General features: G+C 44.9%; 14 protein-coding genes. 9 read left to right on the top strand and 5 right to left on the bottom strand.

Annotated features, from left to right (window positions below; all coding sequences use genetic code 11):
• Positions 1–157 precede the first annotated feature (157 nt).
• From MTF70_RS16425 to MTF70_RS16415, 3 genes are all read left to right on the top strand, one after another.
• Entirely contained in the window at positions 158–823 is a 666-nt protein-coding gene (locus MTF70_RS16425) for a substrate binding domain-containing protein (protein WP_248394083.1), read from the top strand.
• A 266-nt stretch (positions 824–1089) separates the two neighbouring features.
• A complete protein-coding gene (locus MTF70_RS16420; protein WP_225452537.1) occupies positions 1090–1917 on the top strand; it encodes an MBL fold metallo-hydrolase in 828 nt (275 codons plus the stop codon).
• A gap of 250 nt (positions 1918–2167) precedes the next feature.
• A complete protein-coding gene (locus MTF70_RS16415; RefSeq protein WP_005388788.1) occupies positions 2168–2569 on the top strand; it encodes a VOC family protein in 402 nt (133 codons plus the stop codon).
• A gap of 239 nt (positions 2570–2808) precedes the next feature.
• Here MTF70_RS16415 and gcvP read toward each other — a convergent pair whose 3' ends face one another.
• The 3 genes from gcvP to MTF70_RS16400 form a co-directional block, all read right to left on the bottom strand.
• A complete protein-coding gene (gcvP, locus tag MTF70_RS16410; protein WP_017820968.1) occupies positions 2809–5673 on the bottom strand; it encodes an aminomethyl-transferring glycine dehydrogenase in 2865 nt (954 codons plus the stop codon).
• A 126-nt stretch (positions 5674–5799) separates the two neighbouring features.
• A complete protein-coding gene (gcvH, locus tag MTF70_RS16405; protein ID WP_005376432.1) occupies positions 5800–6180 on the bottom strand; it encodes a glycine cleavage system protein GcvH in 381 nt (126 codons plus the stop codon).
• 53 nt (positions 6181–6233) lie between these two features.
• Positions 6234–7529 (bottom strand): serine hydroxymethyltransferase, encoded by a 1296-nt coding sequence (locus tag MTF70_RS16400; RefSeq protein ID WP_205461050.1) that lies wholly within the window; start codon positions 7527–7529, stop codon positions 6234–6236.
• Positions 7530–7908: 379 nt separating this feature from the next.
• Here MTF70_RS16400 and MTF70_RS16395 point away from each other — a divergent pair, with 379 nt between their 5' ends.
• Together MTF70_RS16395 and gcvT are read left to right on the top strand one after the other, a co-directional pair.
• On the top strand, positions 7909–8532 hold the full coding sequence (locus tag MTF70_RS16395) for an XRE family transcriptional regulator (RefSeq protein WP_005376429.1): 624 nt from the start codon (positions 7909–7911) through the stop codon (positions 8530–8532).
• Positions 8533–8792: 260 nt separating this feature from the next.
• Entirely contained in the window at positions 8793–9911 is a 1119-nt protein-coding gene (gene gcvT, locus MTF70_RS16390) for a glycine cleavage system aminomethyltransferase GcvT (protein WP_205461049.1), read from the top strand.
• Between the two features lie 70 nt (positions 9912–9981).
• Here the strand turns inward: gcvT and vdeR are convergent, their stop codons facing one another.
• Entirely contained in the window at positions 9982–10710 is a 729-nt protein-coding gene (gene vdeR, locus MTF70_RS16385) for an efflux transporter transcriptional repressor VdeR (RefSeq protein ID WP_005376423.1), read from the bottom strand.
• Between the two features lie 160 nt (positions 10711–10870).
• Here vdeR and MTF70_RS16380 point away from each other — a divergent pair, with 160 nt between their 5' ends.
• The 4 genes from MTF70_RS16380 (at position 10871) to MTF70_RS16365 (ending at position 16950) form a co-directional block, all read left to right on the top strand.
• Entirely contained in the window at positions 10871–11944 is a 1074-nt protein-coding gene (locus tag MTF70_RS16380) for an efflux RND transporter periplasmic adaptor subunit (RefSeq protein WP_017820965.1), read from the top strand.
• Positions 11944–13005 (top strand): efflux RND transporter periplasmic adaptor subunit, encoded by a 1062-nt coding sequence (locus MTF70_RS16375; RefSeq protein WP_005376420.1) that lies wholly within the window; start codon positions 11944–11946, stop codon positions 13003–13005. Before MTF70_RS16380 ends, MTF70_RS16375 begins: the two co-directional genes overlap by 1 nt.
• Entirely contained in the window at positions 13005–16064 is a 3060-nt protein-coding gene (locus MTF70_RS16370; protein ID WP_213866359.1) for an efflux RND transporter permease subunit, read from the top strand. The genes MTF70_RS16375 and MTF70_RS16370 overlap by 1 nt, the downstream gene beginning before the upstream one ends.
• Positions 16065–16239: 175 nt before the next feature.
• Complete coding sequence (locus MTF70_RS16365) at positions 16240–16950, top strand: hypothetical protein (protein ID WP_054865353.1); 711 nt, start codon at positions 16240–16242, stop codon at positions 16948–16950.
• Between the two features lie 82 nt (positions 16951–17032).
• Here the strand turns inward: MTF70_RS16365 and fruA are convergent, their stop codons facing one another.
• Complete coding sequence (fruA, locus tag MTF70_RS16360) at positions 17033–18772, bottom strand: PTS fructose transporter subunit IIBC (RefSeq protein ID WP_042520796.1); 1740 nt, start codon at positions 18770–18772, stop codon at positions 17033–17035.

The raw sequence follows: 18772 nt of genomic DNA, 5'->3' as shown, positions 1-18772 counted from the left end.
TTCATAGTGTCACCTGTTAACTTATGAGGTGATGATATCACCTCTAACTAAGTGACCAAATTCACTATGCCACTACAGTGCACACCACTTTGCGTTAACAACTGATGGCGAAAAATATTATCAACTCTGTGAGCCGTTACTTCTTAGCTTAAATAATGTGACATCGAGAATTGCGACTGAGCGTCAGTCTTTAAGCGGAACGATCAAAATATCAGCGCCAATTAACATGACACAGATGTGGTTAAAGCGGTGCGTTTATGAATTTGCAGAGCAACATCCGAAGATATGTATCGATTTAGATGTACAGAATGAAAAAATCAATCTTGTATCTAACCGTGTCGATGTTAGTTTTCGTCTTGGTGATCTTATTGAACAAGACTGGATTGCTCAGAAATTATGGTCGATTCCATTTGCGCTTTGTGCATCACGAAGCTATTTAGAACAACACCAACCGATTACCCATCCAGAACAACTTGTTCATCATCGCCTAATTACGGTAAACAACGACAGCCAATGGAAATTAGTTAATCAAATCACCAATGAAACATTTGATCATCCGCTAAAGTTTCAATTCACTTCAAATGATGTACTGCTAGTTAGAGACGCCGTCATCCATGGTTTAGGAATTGCGTGGATTCCAACCTATTACTTTCATGAGCTAAATCATGATCAACATAACCTGCTGCCTTTGTTGCCAGAATGGCAATGCTCGGGTAAAGAAGTATTCATTATGTATCGAGACCGCGATAAAAGGCCTGCAAGAGTTGATGCATTTATTGAACATGTCTTAAATTGGAAAAATCGCATTCAAATGTTTGCTTGAAAGAGGTTTATCACATTGTGCTGTGCCGGTAACCTCAAGTGAAGCTTCATGACTCTGCTTCAATTGAGTTCATTTATTTAACCTCTAAAAGAATCATGAATACATAGGCAGTTAATGGGATTCGAGTTTACAAGTGATTCGGTCAGCTAAAACTCAAGCTAAGTAGAAAGTATTTGCAGTTGTATTTGCCTCTGAAAATCGTTTAGAGCTTTCTCATCCGCGAGGTTCTATAAGAAATTATTAAGGATATATTTGTGTGTGATTTCGTGAAAAAAATTATTGTAGGTTTACTTTTCAGTGCTTCGTCTTTTGCTTCCTTAAGTCAATATGTTCCAGCAATGAATGATAAGAACGGTTATGTAGAACCATTTCAGATGTTTGATAATGTCTATTATGTAGGAGACAAGTGGGTCTCATCATATGCCATTGCTACAGACGACGGACTTGTTATCATTGATACGCTTGACTTCCCTTACTCTGAGTGGATACCTATCAACCTAGAGAAGCTAGGGCTAAAAGATAAGCCAATAACGCACATATTGGTAACTCATGGGCATTCTGACCACGTTGGGGGCGCCCAGTTACTTCAAGAGAAGTATGGTTCCAAAGTCGTGATGACCAAAAGCGCTCATGAACTATCTATACAGCAATCAAACAAAAGCGAAGGTGAGAACAAGTTCCTTCCTCCAAATTTAGACATAGAGATAAAAAGCGATAGCTCTATGGCTATTGGTGGACATGAGTTTAAGTTCTATCTCACACCTGGCCACACGGAAGGTGATTATTCCTTAGACTTCACTGTTGAAGATAATGGCGAACAATATCGTGCTTTTATCGTTGGTGGGCATAGCGTAAGTAGCAATGATCCAGAAGTTATTGGCCAGTTCCTGACTAGCATGGAGAAAATTAGAAAAATTTCACTACAGGCACCTATTGTGAACGTTAACCTTTCGAACCATCCACATAAAAATTTCCTTTTTGAAAATAGGAAGAAGCTCGGCACAAGCGGTAACCCGTTTATCAGTGAGGCAAACTTCTTCATGTTCCTTAAGCAACAAGAAGATTTAGCTAAGGGAAAACTAGAAGAACTATAATACCATGGTATACGAGCAGCCTTCGTTATTAGGTTAGAGGTTTGCTCTTGAGTTATAGCTAAGGCTTTAATAAGTTGCTCAATCAAGATTCGACACTGGTGGCAGCTATATTGTTTGTAGGTTCTAGTGACAAAGGCGCTGTGCGTAAACATTCGTATTGTGTGCCTTAAACCTTTGCAAGGCGTTACGTGCTTTCTGGAAAAGTCTCAAAATAGCGTACAATTAGCGTTTTGACACAGCGGAAATCATCATGGCCAAAACTGTTCAGCAGCAAATCGGAAACATTGCTCTAGTCGTTGAAAATTACGACGATGCTATCGAGTTCTATACTCAAAAACTTCAATTCACTCTGGTTGAAGATACCAACCTAGGTGGTGGTAAACGCTGGGTTCAAGTTTCTCCTCCAAACTCCAATGGTACAAACCTACTTTTAGCTCAAGCGAGTACACCGGAGCAAACGCATGCAGTAGGAAATCAAACAGGTGGTCGTGTTTTCCTGTTTCTGCAAACTAATGATTTTTGGCGTGACTACGAGTTGATGAAGAAAAATGGTGTTGTATTTAATGAAGAGCCTCGTGTGGAAGAATACGGGACAGTGGTGGTGTTCCAAGATCTCTATGGTAATAAATGGGACTTACTGCAACTGAACTGAGAAACTACACAGCACCTGCATAACATAGTGTTCATGAGGAGTTTCCAACAAGCTTTTAAGGCCTGAGATATTAGTGCTAATTCAAAGGTTCTCAGAAGTCACTGTATTTCTAAATCACTTTTGTGCAAACAATAACTAGCCATCATTCCTTCTCGATGTATCAACAAATGTTAGGGCGGCACACCAAAAACAAAGGCGAACCAAACGGTTCGCCTTTGTCGATTTAGAGACTACAAAAATTAATCTTCGTAGTTATCGATGCTTGGGCATGAACAGATTAGGTTACGGTCGCCGTATACGTTATCTACGCGGTTTACCGTTGGCCAGTACTTCCAAGATTTGGTCGCTTTAGACGGGAAGCAGCCAATCTCGCGAGAGTAAGGGCGGTCCCAATCTTCAGCTGAAAGATCAACTTGTGTGTGTGGCGCGTTAACAAGTGGGTTGTTATCCAGTGGCCATTCACCGTTTTTCACTTTCTCCATTTCTTCGCGGATAGCGATCATCGCATCACAGAAGCGGTCCAGCTCTTCTAGATCTTCCGATTCCGTTGGCTCAACCATTAGCGTGCCCGCTACAGGGAACGACATAGTTGGTGCGTGGAAACCGTAGTCCATTAGACGTTTCGCGATGTCTTCTTCGCTGATACCTGTTTCTTCTTTCAGCGGACGAATGTCGATAATACATTCGTGCGCTACGCGGCCATTTTTGCCACGGTAAAGAACAGGGTAGTGTTGGCGAAGTGTTTCCATCACGTAGTTTGCGTTCAGAATTGCTACTTTTGTTGCATCTGTTAGGCCAGCTTCGCCCATCATTGCGATGTAAGCCCAAGAGATAGGTAGGATAGAAGCGCTACCCATATCTGCTGCTGATACTGCGAAATCTGCGCCTTCTACACCGTCTTCAATATGCCCTGGTAGGAAAGGAGCTAGGTGAGATTTCACACCGATAGGACCCATACCCGGACCGCCACCACCGTGCGGGATGCAGAAGGTTTTGTGTAGGTTTAGGTGAGAAACGTCTGAGCCGATGAAGCCTGGTGATGTTAGACCAACCTGCGCGTTCATGTTAGCGCCGTCTAGGTAAACCTGACCACCAGCGGCATGAACCATTTCACACACTTCTTTCACTTTCTCTTCGTAAACGCCGTGCGTAGAAGGATAAGTGATCATAATGCTTGATAGGTTGTCTTTGTGTTTCTCGATTTTCGCTGCTAGGTCGTCGATGTCGATGTTGCCTTCTTCATCACACTTAACCACAACCACTTTCATTGACACCATAGATGCTGTCGCAGGGTTAGTACCGTGCGCAGAGCTTGGGATCAAACATACGTTGCGGTGACCTTCGCCACGGCTTTCGTGGTAGCGTTGAATCGCGATAAGACCTGCGTACTCACCCGATGCACCAGAGTTTGGTTGTAGTGAGAATGCGTCATAGCCAGTGATTTCACATAGCTTTTCTTTAAGATCTTTTGCGAGTGCTGCGTAACCAGCTGCTTGTTCTGCTGGTGCGAACGGGTGGATCGAACCAAACTCAGGCCAAGTTACTGGAATCATCTCTGCTGCTGCGTTCAGCTTCATCGTACAGCTGCCCAGTGGGATCATGCCGTGCGTGAGTGAGAAGTCTTTGTTCTCTAGCTGTTTTAGGTAACGCATCATCTGTGTTTCGCTGTGGTGCGTGTTAAACACAGGGTGTGTTAGATATTCTGTTGTGCGGCGCAATGCTTCTGGAATGGCTGCAAACTCGTTGCCTGCGATTTCAGTTGATAGTGCTGCGACTTCTTCTTTCACACCGAATACTGCGAATAGGGCTTCTACATCTGCCACGGTTGTGGTTTCGTCGAAGCTCACACCTAGCTGAGTACCCAACTTACGTAGGTTGATGTCTGCGGCTAGTGCTTTCGCGTATAGGTCTTCAGTTTGTGCACCTGTGTTGATAGTGATGGTGTCGAAGAAGCTGTTGTGAGCAAGCTCGAAGCCGCCTTTAGTTAGGCCAGCGGCTAGGATGGCTGTCATGTGGTGCGTACGACGAGCAATCGTGCGTAGACCTTCTGCGCCGTGGTAAACCGCGTAGAAAGACGCCATGTTCGCTAGCAGTGCTTGAGCAGTACAGATGTTTGAAGTCGCTTTTTCACGACGGATGTGCTGTTCACGCGTTTGCATTGCCATACGCAGTGCTTGGTTACCGTTGGTATCGATAGAAACACCGATAACACGCCCAGGCATTGTACGCTTGTGCTTATCACGAGTTGCCATGAAAGCAGCGTGTGGACCGCCGTAACCCATCGGCACGCCAAAACGTTGTGCTGAACCGATTGCTACGTCTGCGCCCATTTCACCTGCAGGTTTAAGTAGGGTAGAAGCAAGAAGGTCCGTTGCTACAGTCACTAGTGTTTTGTTTGCTTGCGCTTTAGCGATGATGTCCGTTAGGTCACGAACTTCACCTGTTGTACTTGGGTATTGAACTAGTGCACCGAACACGTCTTGCTCTGGTAGTGATTCTAAAGAACCAACCAAGACTTCAAAGCCGATGAATTTCGCACGAGTTTTTACCACTTCGATGGTTTGTGGGTGAACGTCGTCAGCAACGAAGAATACGTTGCTCTTGCTTTTACCCGCACGCTTACAAAGTGTCATCGCTTCTGCTGCTGCCGTTGCTTCATCGAGCAATGACGCGTTCGCGATTTCCATACCAGTAAGATCCATCACCATTTGTTGGTAGTTTAGAAGTGCTTCTAAACGACCTTGTGAGATCTCTGGTTGGTAAGGGGTGTAAGCAGTGTACCAGCCCGGGTTTTCCATCACGTTGCGTAGAATCACATTCGGCGTGAAGGTGTTGTAGTAACCCTGACCAATGAATGTACGTTTAACTTGGTTCTGATCGGCGAACTTACGCATTGCTGCCAGCATGTCTGCTTCGCTTTTCGCTTCTGCCAAGCTCATTGGTTGCTCTAGGCGAATTTGTGCTGGTACGGTTTCGTCGATAAGCGAATCTAGGCTAACTGCGTTGATCGCTTCCAACATTTTCTGTTGGTCAGATTTGTTTGGTCCATTGTGGCGAGCAACGAACTCGTTTTGTGTGCTGAGGCTTTGAAGTAATTCAGTCATTGTCCTTTACCTACTCCTTGGTTCGGGTAACGGATTTGCGTTACTGATAAATTAAATTATACGTCCGAACCTAGAAAAAAAGCTGTTCTCTAAACAGGTTAGGGAACAGCTTTCGTCACATCCTAATTACTCTTCTTCGATAGAGTTTAGGTATTCGTCTGCGTCTTTCAGGTTATCTAGTTCAGATACATCAGACATCTTCACTTTTACGATCCAGCCACCTTCGTACGGCTCTTCGTTAATTAGCTCTGGGCTGTCTTCTAGTTCTTCATTGATTTCTACGATTTCACCAGTGATTGGTGCGTAGATGTCTGACGCTGCTTTTACAGATTCAACGAGAGAGAAGCTTTCACCTGCTTCAACTTCGTCTTCTACGTCTGGTAGGTCAACGAATACCACGTCACCTAGCATTTCTTGTGCATGCTCAGAAATACCAATTGTTACTGTGCCGTCACCGTTGTCACGTACCCACTCGTGGCTATCTGCAAACTTCAGTGTTTTGTCCATTGCTTAATCTCCGAATAACTTGTCAGGAATTATTATGATTTTAAAAAAATCGTTTACTGGTATAGAGGAAAGCGACTGCAAAGTTCTTTTACTTCTTTGCGAACGCGTTTTTCAACTTCTGCGTCACCTTCAGGGTTGTTCACTAAACCGTCCAGTACGTCACCAATCCAATTACCGATGAGTTTGAATTCTTCAGTGCCAAAGCCGCGGCTTGTACCCGCAGGCGTTCCTAAACGGATGCCCGATGTAATCATAGGCTTCTCTGTATCGAATGGGATGCCATTTTTGTTACATGTGATCCCAGCACGCTCTAGAGCTTCTTCTGCTTTATTGCCTTTCAACCCTTTCGGACGAAGGTCAACCAGCATTAGGTGCGTGTCTGTGCCACCAGTTACGATGTCGCAACCGCGAGTTTGCAATACTTCCGCTAGGACTTTTGCGTTATTGATCACCGAATCAATATAAGTTTTAAATTCAGGGCCAAGCGCTTCACCAAATGCGACCGCTTTGGCTGCGATAACGTGCATCAGTGGGCCACCTTGTAGGCCAGGGAATACGGCTGAGTTGATTTTCTTAATGATGTCTTCGTGGTTAGTAAGAATCATACCGCCGCGAGGGCCACGCAATGTTTTGTGTGTTGTAGTCGTAACAACGTGTGCGTGTGGCAGTGGGCTAGGGTGCGCGCCTGTTGCGATAAGACCGGCGATGTGTGCCATGTCGACCATAAGAATTGCATTTACTTCGTCTGCGATTTCACGGAATTTTGCAAAGTCGATAGTACGTGGAATAGCGCTACCACCTGCGATGATCATTTTAGGTTGGTGCTCAAGTGCTAGCTCACGAACATCTTCGTAGTTGATTTCCAGTGTTTCGCGATCAACACCGTATTGAACTGCATTAAACCATTTACCAGAAAGTGCAGGGCGTGCACCGTGCGTCAGGTGACCACCTGCGTCTAAAGACATACCAAGAATGGTGTCACCAGGTTGAAGCAGTGCTAGTTTTACTGCGCCGTTTGCTTGTGCGCCTGAGTGTGGTTGAACGTTTGCGTATTCACAATTGAAAAGTTTTTTTGCGCGTTCGATAGCAATGGCTTCCACTGTATCTACGTGCTCACAACCACCATAGTAACGACGACCTGGGTAGCCTTCAGCGTATTTGTTTGTTAGGCATGTGCCTTGAGCTTGCATTACCGCTTTAGAAACAATGTTCTCAGAAGCGATAAGTTCGATTTGTTCGTTTTGGCGAGCGGATTCCGCTTGAATTCCAGCAAAGACAGCATCATCTGTCGCAGAGAGGTTGGTAGAGAAAAAGTTTTCCAAGCTGTGGTTAGGGTAACTCTTATTCATGGTAGTTGACCTTCCAAATCTGAAAATGAACCCGCAATAGATGAGTTATGATTTGCGGTTGTGGTTCATTTGTCCTCAAAAACAGCTGAACTGCGTAGCAGAACAGAGTGAACATCCGGCCCTAAATTTGGGCAAAAACTCCGTTGGATTGCGTGTTTCCTTTACCAATCTCTTACGGAAATATGCATCTCTACATCTAACAAGTTGGTAACATAGCGCCTGTGACGGGAACAATCAACCAAAAATTTCCTATAGGAAACAAGATTTCAAAATTTGTTAACAAGAGCACGGTTTAATTCACTTGGTGGACTTCTATCCACTATGTGCTTCATGCACAATGCGAGTAAGACAAAAAATATGGATATCTATAGAGGGATTTATGGCAGAAAGTATTTACGATGAATACCCATCGATGACGTTGGCAAAAGAGCAACATGACCAAAATATCGAGCCGTTAAAACTGGGCCAGCGTATTAAGGATATCCGCTCGAAACTCGGTATCACATTAGAAGAGGCCAGTCAGCGAACCGGGCTTGCTCGATCTACACTGAGCAAAATAGAAAATGAGCAGATCTCCCCGACGTTTCAAGCGATGCAAAAATTGGCACTTGGCTTACAAATTGACATGCCACAACTATTTGAGCCACCTAGAAAAAAGGTAGCGACAGGGCGTAGGGATGTTACCAAGAAGAATGAAGGTAAACCACACCCAACACAAACTTATGAACATGAACTGCTCGCGACACAACTTTCCAATAAGAAAATGATGCCGTTTAAGAGCCAAATTCGAGCTCGTAGTTTTGATGAATATAAAGACTGGGTTCGTCATGATGGCGAAGAATTTCTGCTTATCTTATCTGGTGAGGTCATGTTCTATTCTGAGTTTTACGAACCTGTTGTTTTAAGCGAGGGAGACAGCGTTTATTACGATGCAAATATGGGACATATGTTGACCAGTGTTAGCGAGGAAGATGCGCTCATTTTGTGGGTGACAGCCAAATAGTGATAAATACTTGTAAATTTCCTATAGTGAAAGCAAACGATTGCTGTTGGTGGTCGTTATGATGAAAAGGCGCTTTTTTGATGAGAACTTGCTCATTAAAGCGCTTTTTTTGTACGATTTGTTGTGATTAAAATGTTAAGAGTCACATTTTTGCAAGTCGATCTGCGTCTTGTTCGTGCAAAATAGAATGAGCCATGTTTATTATTGGAAACACATCGAATGCCGATAGCATTCTCGGGTCTATCTAAATGGAGACGAAAATGACTCAAGAACTACTGAAAACACCACTACACGCACTTCACGTTGAAGTTGGTGCCAAAATGGTCCCGTTCGCGGGTTACGATATGCCTGTTCAGTATCCTCTAGGCGTAAAGAAGGAACACTTACATACTCGTGATGCGGCAGGTCTGTTTGATGTTTCTCACATGGGACAGCTTCGCCTAATTGGTGACGGTGCAGCTGCGTTCCTAGAAACATTAGTCCCAGTGGATATTGTGGATCTTGAGTCTGGTAAACAGCGTTACGCTTTTTTCACTAATGAAGAGGGCGGCATCATGGACGACTTGATGGTGGCTAACCTAGGCGATCATCTGTTTGTGGTTGTGAACGCAGCATGTAAAGAGCAAGATATCGCACACCTACAAGCGCATTTACCATCTGGTGTTGAGCTAGAAATTATCGAAGACCGAGCTCTACTTGCAATCCAAGGCCCTAAAGCGGCGGCTGTATTGGCGCGTTTTGCACCAGAAGTTTCTGAAATGCTGTTCATGGATATTCGTAAAGTCGATATTTTAGGCGCCGAGTGCATTGTTTCTCGTAGTGGTTATACAGGCGAAGACGGTTACGAAATCTCGGTTCCTGCTGACAAAGCGGAAGAGCTAGCACGTAAACTGACTGCGGAAGATGAAGTTGAATGGATTGGCCTTGGTGCTCGTGATTCACTTCGTCTTGAGTGTGGCCTTTGTCTATACGGTCATGACCTAGACACAACAACAACACCTGTTGAAGCGAGCTTGCTATGGGGTATCCAAAAAGTTCGTCGTATTGGTGGTGAACGTGAAGGTGGTTTCCCTGGTGCAGGCATTATTCTTAAGCAGATTGAGACTAAAGATGTGGCGCGTAAGCGTGTGGGTCTAGTAGGTCAAACCAAAGCGCCAGTGCGTGAAGGTGTTGAACTGTTTGATGCTGACGGCGTTAAAATTGGCGTTGTAACCAGCGGTACGGCGGGCCCGAATGCAGGTAAGCCAGTCTCAATGGGGTATGTTCGTGCGGATTTGGCGGCGATTGGTACTGAAGTGTTCGCTGAAGTGCGTGGCAAAATGCTACCAATGACAGTTGAAAAAATGCCGTTCGTACCACAACGCTACTACCGTGGTTAAAACGAATTGAAACAAAAATGCCGAGCTTTGTAGCTCGGCATTTTTATGTCTTCTTTTCGCTTGTTTGCTTTTAGTTTACTGCTTCATCAATAGTACAGCACATATCAATAACGATATCTTCAAGCTTTTCCGGATGAATCATCTCTTCTTTTGGGATCCCAAATTGAGAGGCCATAATGGTATTAAACAATTCCCAATGCTTGATCAGCAGTTTTTCGCGATTATCTGCAATATCCGGCCATGTTTCTTGCATCATTGGTGCGAGACTGACAGCACCATGTGCGAAGATCAACATTTGCCACTTTGATTCCCACTGATCAAACTGTGCATTAGGGTTTTCGCTGTTGTACTGCTCGAAAATTCCGGTAAATATTGCAGCGAATTCATCTTTTGACTTTAAGAAATACTGCAGTAGAGCACCGTCATCGCCTTGTCGAATGGCATCGGCGATCATCTGTACTGGATGAGGATTGACGAGAGCAAATGCTAGCATGCGAACCATAAACAGATAAATTTTTCTATTCGAAGGTGTGTTCTCCGGCATTTCATTGATGAGTTCAGCCATATAGCACTGCATGAACTCGTCCATTGCATCGCTAACCGCTTGCCAGATTTTCTCTTTGCTGCCGAAGTGGTGACGGATCAAACTATGTGAAACACCAGCCTTTTCACTGATATTGCGCAGCGAGACACGCTCGTAACCAAGTTCACAAAACATATCTGCTGCCACTTTAAGGATCAGACACTTAGTTTGTTCTGCTGCTTCAGCACTTCTACGCCCCTGCTTTCTTTCATTCATAGTTCGAATTTTCCCGAATATTAATCACGCGCTTACTTTTACCAGAAACCGAACGCTTTGACTAATTAATTTGCTATCCACCTGGAAAATATGTTGATCAATTTCAAATTCTGCTTATACTGCACGGCTGTGTAATATATAAAACCTACGGAGAAAGCGGGTGCGAAAACAATATTTAAAGCGCACTTTAGTTGGCGCAGTGGTGACATTAAGTCTTTCTGGGATGCTAACTGGGTGTAATAAAGCCATTTCTGAGCCGTCTGAACCTTTAATCAAACCTGTAAAATTACTGGCGGTGAAAGACCTAGAACTTGAAGACTCGCACGCCTTTTTAGCGCGTATTGATGCAACACATCGCGCGCAGCTTTCTTTTCAGGTTGGTGGAGAGGTTGATGAATTACGTGTACGCATGGGCCAAAAGGTCCAAAAAGGTGAAGTGCTTGCGACGTTAGACCCTAAAGATCTTCAGCTTGCGTTAGATGCCGCTCAAGCGCAGTACGCGTTAGCGAAAACACAATGGGACCGCGCGAAAAACCTTTACGGAAAAAAACTCATTAGTACTGATGAGTACGATCAGAAAGAAACGCAATATAAAGCGGCATTGGCGAACTACGAACAAGCTAAAACCGATTTGAGCTATACCAAAATTCACGCACCGTTTGATGGCATTGTGTCATATACCTATGTCAACCCGTTTCAAGTAGTAGCAGAGAAGCAGGAGATCTTGAATCTCATTGATAACACGACGTTGGATGTATCTTTCACCTTGCCTGTAAGTTATGCGGAATCTGTATCACTTGAGTCACTGCAAAACTCCGATATGTGGGTGACGATGGATAGCGAGCCAGGAAAACGTATTCCTGGGCAATTTAAAGAAATTTCGACGCAGCCAAACATCGATACCAATAGCTATGAGGCGATCGTGACCATCACTCGGCCAGAAGATCGCAATTTGCTGACAGGTATGACAGGGCAGGTACACATTGCTAAACAACATGTATCGGACGCGATGACGTTACCTCAGTCTGCTTGGGTCAACAAAAATGGGACGCAAGGTGAAGTTTGGGTAATGGACAGAAGCACGCAGCAGGTCAATAAAGTCACTGTCTCACTTGACGCAGCAGGTGGTGTGAAAGCCGGGCTTGATAACAATGATTACGTTGTTATTGCTGGTGTTGAGAGACTGGTTGAAGGACAAGTGGTGAAAGCTTGGGTTCGTGAGGGAGGCATTTAATGAAACGTTCTCTACTTACGATCTCTGCGATTGCACTTGCAGTTTTAACAGGGTGCAAAAATGAAAACCAAGCTATCGTCGAGCAGCCACTTTTTGTGTCGACTATCTCGGTGGATGCACCAGTACAAAGTCAACATCGCGCGTTCAAAGGCATAGTAGTGCCTGCAGAGCAAACGCCAATGGCATTTCGCCGCGCTGGGGAAGTTCAGCACGTATTGGTTAAAGCGGGTGACGTTGTGAAGCAGGGACAAATGATCGCAAAGCTAGATGATAGTAAAGAGAAGCAAGCCGTGAATGACGCAGAAGCACAATACACACTTGCAATTCGTCAGCTTAAACGCGGTGAAGACTTGCATGCACGTCAAATGATTTCAAAAGCGGAACTTGATGAGCTAACCGCCAATAAAGAGCTAGCTGAGGCTACTTTCTATAACGCGACCAATCAATTGAATTACACCCGTTTATTCGCCCCGTTCGCCGGTAAAGTATCCGATGTTTTCAAAGAACGTTTTGAGCGTGTGGCAATTGGTGAACCCGTGTTAAACCTATACCAAAACGATTTGGTTTACGTGCGTATTGAGCTTTCCGACAATGTTTTAGCGATGGTAGACCCAAACTCAGACAGCATGAGCTACAAGCCTAGAGCAACCTTCTCCGGCATCGATGGCAGATTTGCTTTGGACTATTTAGAGCACACAAGTGAACCCAACGCTGAAACTCAAACCTACGAAATGTACTTGACGATGCCACAGCCAAAAACAGAGATATTGCCGGGAACCAGCGTAAGCGTTTTGGTCGATATGGTGAAGGCGGGCATTACCTCTATCGATGGTTACAGTGTTCCTGTCACGGCGCTTCAAGCAGGCAGTGAAGGGAATGAGTTCTTTGTGTGGAAAAAAGAAGGTGACATTGTCACACGAGTGCCTGTCATGATTTCTCAAGTGAATGGCAATGGAGCCATTGTGTCGTCAGGTGTTAGCCAGGGCGATATTCTGATTAATTCAAATCTGCGTAAATTACGCGAAGGTAAACATGTGGATGTTGTGGAGAATAACCAATAATGAACATTGCTGAGTATTCAATAAAAAACAAAGTCATCAGCTGGTTGTTCATTATTATCCTTGCTGTTGGTGGTTTAACGTCATTTTTGGAGCTGGGACGATTAGAAGACCCGGCATTTACGATCAAAGATGCCATGATCATCTCAACATACCCTGGCGCGACGCCAAAAGAAGTTGAAGAAGAGCTGACGTATCCTCTAGAAAAAGAGATTCGAAAACTCCCTTATATCGACAAAATTACCTCTACGTCTTCTAATGGTATGTCTCAAATAACGGTGAGCATGGAAATGGACTATGGTCCTGATGAACTGCCGCAAATTTGGGATGAAATGCGCCGTAAAATTAATGATTTACGACCATCATTGCCTCAAGGTGTTCAGTCTTTACAGATCATTGATGATTTCGGTGACGTTTATGGCGTGATGTTAATGCTCACTGGTGACGATTACGACTATGTAGAGCTGAAACGTTATGCGGATTACCTGACCCGTGAAATCGAGCTTGTTGATGGTGTTGGTAAGGTAGACATCACGGGCGATCAGCAAGAAATGCTATTCGTTGAGATCTCACTTGATCGCCTTGCTGCACTGAACTTAGACATGAATGTGGTTTCGAGCTTGTTGAACCAGCAAAACAATGTGGTTTCAGCAGGTGAAGTGATGGTCAATGGCGAAAGCCTTGTTATTCGCCCAAGCGGCACCTTAAACACTGTAGAAGCACTAGAAAATCTGATCATTCATGGCCGTGACACAGGAAATCTAATTCGTCTAAAAGACGTAGCAACGATTTCTCGCGGTATTCAAGAGAAGCCAGGCAACGTCGTACTCTTTAACGGTCAAAAAGCGATTAATATCGGTATCTCGTTTGCATCGGGTGTGAACGTGGTTGAGGTTGGTGAACGTTTGGATGCGGAGCTCGCGAGCCTTGAGTCTATCAAGCCTGCTGGCATCGATATGAACTACTTTTACAACCAAGCCAATGAGGTGGATGAATCTGTTAAAGCGTTTGTAATTAGTCTAGCGGAGGCAGTGGCGATCGTAATCATTGTGTTGCTGTTTACTATGGGTTTACGTAGTGGTGTCATCATTGGAGTTGTGTTGTTATTGACGGTATTTGGTACCTTCATTTTGATGAATTACAACAACATCGAACTGCATCGTATTTCTCTTGGCGCGTTAATTATTGCCTTGGGTATGCTGGTTGATAACGCGATTGTTGTCGTGGAAGGCATATTGGTTGGCCTAAAGAAAGGGCGTACCAAAGTTCAAGCGGCTGTCGATATTGTAAAGCAAACACAATGGCCTTTGCTGGGCGCAACTGTTATTGCAATTACGGCTTTTGCACCTATCGGTTTGTCGCAAGATGCGACAGGTGAGTTCATGGGCTCTCTATTCTGGGTGCTGTGTTTCTCACTATTTTTAAGCTGGATTACCGCTATTACACTGACGCCTTTCCTTGCCGATCTTTTGTTGAAAGAGGAAAACAAAGAGCAGGGTACTAGTGAAGATGATCCTTATAAAGGCTGGTTGTTTGTCGTATTTGGGGCATCACTGAAATTTGCATTGCGATTCCGCTGGCTTACCGTTGCTGGCATGGTGGCGCTATTAGTGGGTGCTGTCGTGGCATTTGGTAATGTAAAACAGCAGTTCTTCCCACCATCGAATACGCCGATGTTCTACGTGGATATGTGGATGCCAGAGGGTACTGACATCCGTGAAACGATTAAAAAAGCTGAAGAGGTCGAAAGCTACATTCGTCAGCAAGATGATATTGACTTTGTTTCTGCTTCGATTGGGCAGGGCCTACAGCGTTTTGCTTTAACCTATCAACCAGAAAAAAGTTACGAAGCGTACGCGCAGTTCCAAGTTCGCGCGACTGATCGTGAGAAAATGTTTGGTTTACTGCATAAGTTAGATGCGAATCTGGCGAAAACATTTGATGCGCCTACGTTCCAGTTTAAATTGATGGAATTTGGTCCATCACCAGCGTCTAAGATCGAAGCGCGTATTACTGGCCCTGAACCACAAGTTTTACGTGACTTGGCGGTGCAAGTTGAAGACATCCTTCATACCGACCCTGGTGCTCGAAACATTCGTCACGATTGGCGAGAGCGCACCAAGGAACTTGTACCCGCTTTCAATGAGTCTAAAGCTCGTCGCTTAGGTATTTCGAAAGAAGATCTTTCAAGCACACTGCAAATGGCGTTTGGTGGTAGCACCTTAGGTTACTTGCGTGATGGTACACATACGTTGCCAATTATGACACGCCTTCCTGAAGAAGAACGCGTAGATTTTGAATCACTACAAAACGTGACCATTTGGAGTCCTTCGTTGCAAACGTATATTCCGGTTGATCAAGTGATTGATGGCGTTCAACTGGATTGGAGTGAGCCGCTAATTCAGCGTCGTGACCGTAAGCGTACGTTAACCGTTCTCGCGGACCATGATGTGTTGAGTGACGACACGGCAGCAAGCTTATTTGCTCGTGTACAGCCTAAAGTGATGGCATTGCATGTTCCAGAAGGGTACGAAATCACATGGGGTGGTGAGTACGAATCATCCAAAGATGCACAAGAAGGCCTATTCGGTTCATTGCCGATGGGTTACTTGTTGATGTTCATCATTACTATTTTACTGTTTAACTCAATCAAAAAGCCGTTGGTCATTTGGTTCACCGTTCCGTTAGCGATCATTGGCGTTGCTTTTGGTTTGCTTACCACGAACATGCCGTTCAGTTTTACAGCATTCCTTGGTTTGTTAAGCCTAAGTGGCATGATTTTGAAAAACGGTATTGTGTTGCTTGACCAAATTAACCTTGAGTTGGAGTCTGGTAAAGATCCTTACCTCGCGATTGTTGATAGTGCGATAAGCCGCGTTCGTCCGGTAAGTATGGCGGCACTAACAACTATCTTGGGGATGATTCCACTGGTCTTCGACGCCTTCTTTGGCTCGATGGCAATAACGATTATGGCAGGTCTTGGTTTTGCTACTGTACTGACACTGATAGTGGTGCCAGTGATGTTTGCAATTCTGTTTAGGGTAAAACCGACCACTGCATAGGGACTCCTGGCTATTTGCCAGCTTCCTGCCTAGCCCTGAAGGTTTTCTTCGGGGCTTTTTTGATCTTACTAATATATACCAAACCATTCATTTGCTTGATTTTAATGATTTTCTTACGATTACAATGCAAATCATGCGTATACTGATGTAACGACACATCAAAGATTGAGATTACATGAATAAGCGCATATTAAACGGACTCTTCTTCGTTGGTTCTTTCACCTTGGTTGGCTGCACCGCGACGGATAGCATGCCGACAGAAACCAAACAACCTGGCCCTAAAGTCAACAGTGTTAGTGCTGAAGTCATTTCCAGTTGGATTGATAGTAAGGTTTTAGCCCCTGAAGGGCTGTCGCTCGAGCAAGACAACCTACGTTATCTATCGGGTAGCGCCGACCTAAACAGCGACGGCAAGGCAGAACACATAGTGTTGCTTCAAGATCGCTATTTCTGTGGTAGTGGTGGCTGCTCTGCATATATGTTTGATAATGAGGGAAACGTTATCAATCGAATGTCGGTAACTCGCACGCCTATTGTACTAGCCGACAGTTACAGTAATGGTTGGCAGGACTTTATCGTTTGGAGTAATGGCTCATATCGACTCATGAGTTACAACGGTGAATCTTATCCAAGTAACCCGTCACTAGAGCCAAAGGTGGATCGAGACGCTAACCAGCAGGCGGCAATCGCAAATGTAATGGCGACAGAGCTTTATCAGCAAGATGGCTATGACATTCTGCCCGCAGATTCAAAAACCTTGTGGACGCCAGCTAACGTTTACCACTTTACCTTCAAGCACTACGGTGACCCGCATAGCGCTTATCAAGCAACGGTGGATATGAACAGTGGGGAAGTAGACATTGTAGCCGTTCCGGCTGCGGAATAAAAAACACCTCCCTTAACCGGAATTAAAGGGAGGTGCTAAATGCCAAATTCGAGGGTGGCATTGTTAACCGGAGTCGCTCTAATTAAGCTGCGACTTCTTGTTTCGCTTCTGCTTTGCTTTTTAAGAATGCGTAAGTAAAGCCAGTTACCGCTGTACCTGCTGCAATAGCCACCAAATACATTAATACTGGTGAAATTGCGTTAGGAATTAGCAGCACGAATAGACCGCCGTGTGGTGCCATTAATTTCGCACCGAATAGCATCGATAGGGCACCAGTAAGCGCGCCACCGGCCATACAAGATGGAATCACGCGCATTGGATCTTTCGCAGCAAATGGAATTGCGCCTTCAGAGATGAAACACAGTCCCAAGACAAATGATGCTTTACCAGCCTCACGTTCATTTTGTTCAAATTTGTTCTTCGCAATGAAGGTCGCTAAACCCATACCTAGCGCAGGAACCATACCTGCGGCCATGATTGCCGCCATTGGCGCGTAAGTTTGTGAAGCCAGAAGGCCAACACCAAATGCGTAAGCGGCTTTGTTGACAGGGCCTCCTAGGTCGAAACACATCATTGCGCCAAGGATAATACCCAGTAGTACTGCACTGTCAGAACCCATGTTGTTTAGGAAGTCAGTCAGGCCGTTCATGATGCCTGAAACTGGGCCGCCTACGATGTAGATCATCACAAGACCAGTGAACAATGTTGCTACAAATGGAATGATCAGAATCGGTTTAAGCGCCTCCATCGATTGTGGCAGTTTCACCTTATCTGCGAGGAGTTTCGCTGCGTAACCGGCAATGAAGCCAGCTGCGATACCACCTAGGAAACCAGCACCCGTTGAACTTGCTAGCATACCACCAACAAGACCGGGAGCCAGACCCGGACGGTCAGCAATTGAGAACGCGATGTAACCAGCAAGTACAGGAATCATCAATGCGAATGCAGAGCCACCACCAATGTTCATCAAGGCTGCTGCTAGTGTGCCTTCTTCTTTAAATGCTTCAATACCGAACACGAAAGATAGTGCGATGATCAAACCACCTGCAACGACAACAGGAAGCATGTGCGAAACACCCGTCATTAGGTGTTTGTAAGCGCCTTTTTTCTCTTCGGTGGTAGATGAAGAGTTAGCTGAACCAGAATGTTGATACACCGTGGCTTGCTCGAATGCTTTGTCCATCTCTTCGGCTGTTTTCTTCAGAGCTGGGCCTGTTTTCGTGCGGTACATCTTTTTTCCGTTAAAGCGATCAAGTGGCACTTCAATATCCGCAGCAATGATCACCAGATCGGAATCTGCAATTTCTTGCTCAGTCAGTTGGTTTTTAGCGCCAACTGAACCACGAGTTTCCACCTTGATTTGATGGCCACGACGCTTGCCTTCTTCTTCTAAAGCTTCTGCCGCCATAAAGGTATGCGCAACGCCAGTAGGGCAAGCGGTGATTGCAACAATTTTCTTCGCTGCTGATGTTGTATCTGCAGTGATAGGGGCTGCAAGTGTGGTTGCTTTTTCAAGTAAAGTGGCGTTTTCAACCGCTTGCTGGAGAAACGCAGTTGCGTCTTTTGCTACTTCGCTAATTTCCGCTTGGTAAACCTTTTTTCCTACAAAACGGGAAGTGTCGACGCTAGTATTTGCCGCAATGACAATGACTTCTGCTTGTTCAACGTCAGCTTCCGTCAATAGTGTTGGTTCAACCACACTTGATTGACATTCTATTTTGGCATTCCAGTTTAATTTTGCGGCGGCTTGTTCTAGTAATCCTGCCGCAAGGATGCTATTTGCTACACCGCTCGGACAGGCAGTAATAATGGCAATATTCAT

This window comes from Vibrio sp. 2CM40D (genome assembly GCF_023161825.1).
Lineage (GTDB): Bacteria > Pseudomonadota > Gammaproteobacteria > Enterobacterales > Vibrionaceae > Vibrio > Vibrio alginolyticus.
This window is presented reverse-complemented; position numbering and strand designations above follow the sequence as displayed.